6 protein-coding genes and 1 pseudogene are annotated in these 3,697 nt (G+C 52.4%); all 7 read left to right on the forward strand.

The annotated features are described in order from the left end of the window. Positions 1–243 precede the first annotated feature (243 nt). Positions 244–531: a helix-turn-helix transcriptional regulator gene (locus tag B5E67_RS15095; protein WP_087385901.1), complete on the forward strand. Its 288-nt coding sequence runs from the start codon at positions 244–246 to the stop codon at positions 529–531. A gap of 404 nt (positions 532–935) precedes the next feature. Beyond that, positions 936–1,184, forward strand: a complete 249-nt coding sequence (locus tag B5E67_RS15100) for a hypothetical protein (RefSeq protein WP_087385902.1) — start codon at positions 936–938, stop codon at positions 1,182–1,184. Then, on the forward strand, positions 1,162–2,067 hold the full coding sequence (locus B5E67_RS15105; protein WP_087385903.1) for a hypothetical protein: 906 nt from the start codon (positions 1,162–1,164) through the stop codon (positions 2,065–2,067). Before B5E67_RS15100 ends, B5E67_RS15105 begins: the two co-directional genes overlap by 23 nt. Further along, positions 2,064–2,849, forward strand: coding sequence for a DUF6551 family protein (locus B5E67_RS15110; protein ID WP_087385904.1), 786 nt, complete (start codon positions 2,064–2,066; stop codon positions 2,847–2,849). Before B5E67_RS15105 ends, B5E67_RS15110 begins: the two co-directional genes overlap by 4 nt. 88 nt (positions 2,850–2,937) lie before the next feature. Beyond that, positions 2,938–3,297 (forward strand): type II toxin-antitoxin system PemK/MazF family toxin, encoded by a 360-nt coding sequence (locus B5E67_RS15115; protein ID WP_087385905.1) that lies wholly within the window; start codon positions 2,938–2,940, stop codon positions 3,295–3,297. A gap of 17 nt (positions 3,298–3,314) precedes the next feature. Then, positions 3,315–3,467: a hypothetical protein gene (locus B5E67_RS15680; RefSeq protein ID WP_158098911.1), complete on the forward strand. Its 153-nt coding sequence runs from the start codon at positions 3,315–3,317 to the stop codon at positions 3,465–3,467. A 128-nt stretch (positions 3,468–3,595) separates the two neighbouring features. Further along, a pseudogene (locus tag B5E67_RS16000) lies at positions 3,596–3,697 on the forward strand (recombinase); the annotation flags it as partial.

Below are 3,697 nucleotides of genomic sequence, written 5' to 3' on the forward strand. Positions count from 1 at the left end.
GATAGGACTGAACCGGCTATAGGCCGGACGAGCCGGCAGACGGAAGCAATTCCCTCGTGGAATTGTGGCTGTCTGTCGGCTTTTTTATTTTCTCCTATCTCAACAGCCACCACAGGGAGGTGCATCCGTCTCGCCACACAGGAGTGACGGATGCGCCAGAACTGGGAGACGTACATCGCCAAATATCCCTGACCTTCGGATTTTGACCGTCAACACACGCTTCAAAATCTGGAGGATATCCTTATGCGCTTTGATCCTGTTGAATGTGGTATGCGAATCCGTTCCCTGAGAGAAAATCGGGGCTTTACTCGGATACAGTTTGCTGAACAGATTAGCATTAGCCCCGATCATCTGAAAGCTATTGAGCGCGGAAAGAGGGCCAGCTCTATTGATTTGCTGGCTGAAATATCTATAACTTTTGACATATCTCTGGATTATCTCATTCTTGGAAAAATTCAGGAAAAGGACTCCATCAAAGAAGAACTACATAAAGTAATTGATGTTTTAGAAAGATTTAAGCGTGAACTTTGATAAGGGGGTCTACGAGACCCCCCTAGGGGGTACTACGAGTCACTCCCGCAGCGAAGATTTCTAAGGTATCATAGAGTCACAGCAAGGGACTCCCCCAAAGGGGAGGACAAGCCCGACGCTGGTGAACCTTGAAAGGTGAATAAGCAGCCTCCTGGTACTTCCAGACAATGATACTTCCGTAACTCGCGGCCCGGCCACAAAGAAGGCGGGGCGGCCGAAAGGCCGATGGAGCGGTGCAAATCCGCCGCCAGAAGGTTCCCAGCCCTCCCCGGGGTGTCGAGGACAAATGGGGGAGGAACCCCCAAAAACAGTTTCAGCCCACCGTCCAGGATCGCAAGACCCAAGACGGTGGGCTTTTTACATACCCAGTCTTTTTATCTTTCAATCCAAAGGAGGAAAAGCTTATGAGCCGTAGTTATGCACGCAATGCCAACACTGCATCCCTCATCACCCTGTGCCCGGTTTGCCTGCACGCGTTCCAGGACGCCAAGAAGGCATTTCTGCGTCGGGCGGATATTCAGCAGCAGACCAAAGATGTCTGTACTTACTGCCAGACCCGCTATGGTTTCGACTATTATGTCCAGCCTGCTGCGGCTCGCCGAGATACCACCCGTCGAAAGGTAAGAACCTATGTTGCAGCATCTCACCATTGACCCGGAGTTTGAGAGCAAGATTCCTCCGCTTCGTGAGGAAGAACTGAAACAGCTGGAGGAAAACATCCTGGCAGACGGGGTGGTTATCAACCCGCTGATCGTCTGGAACGGCGTGATCGTGGATGGTCACAACCGCTATCATATCCTTCAAAAGCACCCGGAAATCCAGTTTACCACCTATGAGAAGACGTTCCCCGACCGTTATGCAGCCATCGCCTGGATCTGCAAGAACCAGCTGGGGCGGCGGAACCTGACGTCCCAGCAATTCAAGTATCTGATGGGACAGCAGTACAAGGCGGAGAAGATTGCATATGGCGGAGATCGTAAAAACAATGCACCAAAATCAAGTTACCAAAATGGTAACTTGATCTTGAAAGAAAAAACCTGTGAACGCATTGCTGCCGAGAATGGCGTAGCCAGAAATACTGTTATCCGTGCGGAGCAATTCGCCAACGGCGTAGATGCCGCCGAGGAGGCCGAACCGGGTATCAAACAGGAAATCCTGACCGGCAACATCAAACCCACAGAGAAGGCCGTGGCAGCCATCGCCAAGGCCCCGCCGGAGGAGAGGCCCGCTCTGGTCCAGCAGCTCCGGCAGGCCAAAGAACCTGAAAAAGCCGAAGAAAAGCCGAAACCCAGGCGCAGCGCCGCAGAAACCTTGCAAGCCATTCAGGATATCTCAGACAACATGCTGCAGTCCAACGGGGAAATCGACACAGACGATATCTGCTATGAATTGGAAGATGCCCTGGACACCATGATTTTTCGCTGGGATACCTGCCTGGAAAACAACAGGGAACAACGCAGTGCCTGCCGGGACGGTATTAGAAGTCTTACAGATAAGGGAATTCAGTACCTGAAAGAGATGAGGAGGACTACATGAGAATGAACAGCACCAGCGCCTACCAGGAAATGATGATCAACAGCAAGCTGCTGGAAGTCCCCCGCGGCAGCTACCAGCGGGAACTGAACGTCAAGCGGGTTCGCAAAATTGCTGCGAGGTTTGACCCCCGTCTGGTCAATCCTCCGAAGGTCAGCTACCGCAACGGACACTATTATGTGTTTGACGGCCAGCATACCATCGCAGTCCTCAAGCTGCTCAATGGCGGCAAGGACCTGATGATCCGCTGTATCGTGTATACGGGCATGACCGAGAGTGAGGAAGCCCTGCTCTTTGCCCAGCAGGCCGGTGAATCCGCCAAGCTGACACCCGGCGACAAGATGCGGGCCATGATCTACGGCGGCGACCCGGAGTGCATGGCCTTTCTCAAGGCAACCGAGTCGGTTGGCTTGAATTTGGATTACGCACAGCGGCGGGGGAAGCTGCGGATCGGCTGTATTGGCACTGCCTTTGAGGAGTTCAAACGGGTGGGAGCCGACCTTTATAAGGAAGCACTTTCCCTGATTGTGGCTGCCTGGCATGGTGATCCCGAGTCCCTGCGGGCTGAAACGATCCAGAGCGTGATCCGCTTCATGGAACTGTACCGCGATGAATATGACCCCCGGCGTCTGGTCACACGATTGCACAAGACCGACCCCCTGACCATCTACCGGGAGGGCCGGGCCATGGGCGTCAACATGGCCGGGTATAAGAAGTATCTCTACCAGGTCTTCTGTATCTACAACGGAAGCAGCAAGAAGAAGGTCCTGCCTATGAAGTTCTAACCTGTCATCCGCCCCCTTTTTGCACAGACACCGCTCGCGGTTTGCGGGCGGTGTCTTACATAATAAAGCACAAGGGGGTGCATAGCCTATGATTTCTAAAAACTGGCAATACAGCCGGGGTGACATCTACTACGCCAACATGGACCCCAATGTTGGCTCCGAGCAGGGCGGGGAGAGGCCGGTGGTGGTCTTGCAAAATGACGCGGGCAACATACATTCGCCCACACTCATCATTGCCACCCTTACATCCAGAGTGGACAAGAAGCGTCATCTGCCTACCCACGTTCTGCTGGACCACAACCCGGGACTGAAAGTTCCGTCTATCGTACAGCTGGAGCAAATCTTCACCATCGACAAGCGCCGCGTACAGCGGTTCGCTGGTCAGACTAGTGAAGAAGAGATGAAGCAGATCGAGACGGCCATAAAGATCAGCCTGGGGATGAGCTGAGAGGAGGAAAAAGTTAGATGAAAGAGCAAAGCAAGTTAGGTAAACAAGAAACCATTAAAGTCAATGGTTATACTGTGCGAATCACATATTCTTCGAACGGCGAAGGGATGGAAGCACTCCACCAGATTGTTCAGGACACGCTGCAAAGCAGTACGAAACTCCGCCCCTGATTCGACATCCTTGCTCCATTGGCCACGATACATTAAAATGACGATAGGATGAGGTGAAAGTCATCCGGCCTGTACCTTGAAAAGCGAATAATCGTTGTTTTTGCATCCTAGAAAAGGAGAAAACAACTATGAAAAAAAGAGTCTATACATTGTACCGCGTTTCAACTCTGGGACAGGTCGAGAAAGACGATATCCCCATGCAGAAGGAAGCCTGCCGTGCATTTGCAAAG

The organism is Faecalibacterium sp. An122 (assembly GCF_002160895.1).
Lineage (GTDB): Bacteria > Bacillota > Clostridia > Oscillospirales > Ruminococcaceae > Faecalibacterium.

What these genes read in the sequence shown, in the direction of transcription:
- B5E67_RS15115 (WP_087385905.1), top strand. Translation starts at nt 2,938, where the DNA reads ATGATTTCTAAAAACTGGCAATACAGCCGGGGTGACATCTACTACGCC.
- B5E67_RS15110 (WP_087385904.1), top strand. Translation starts at nt 2,064, where the DNA reads ATGAGAATGAACAGCACCAGCGCCTACCAGGAAATGATGATCAACAGC.
- B5E67_RS15105 (WP_087385903.1), top strand. Translation starts at nt 1,162, where the DNA reads ATGTTGCAGCATCTCACCATTGACCCGGAGTTTGAGAGCAAGATTCCT.
- B5E67_RS15095 (WP_087385901.1), top strand. Translation starts at nt 244, where the DNA reads ATGCGCTTTGATCCTGTTGAATGTGGTATGCGAATCCGTTCCCTGAGA.
- B5E67_RS15100 (WP_087385902.1), top strand. Translation starts at nt 936, where the DNA reads ATGAGCCGTAGTTATGCACGCAATGCCAACACTGCATCCCTCATCACC.
- B5E67_RS15680 (WP_158098911.1), top strand. Translation starts at nt 3,315, where the DNA reads ATGAAAGAGCAAAGCAAGTTAGGTAAACAAGAAACCATTAAAGTCAAT.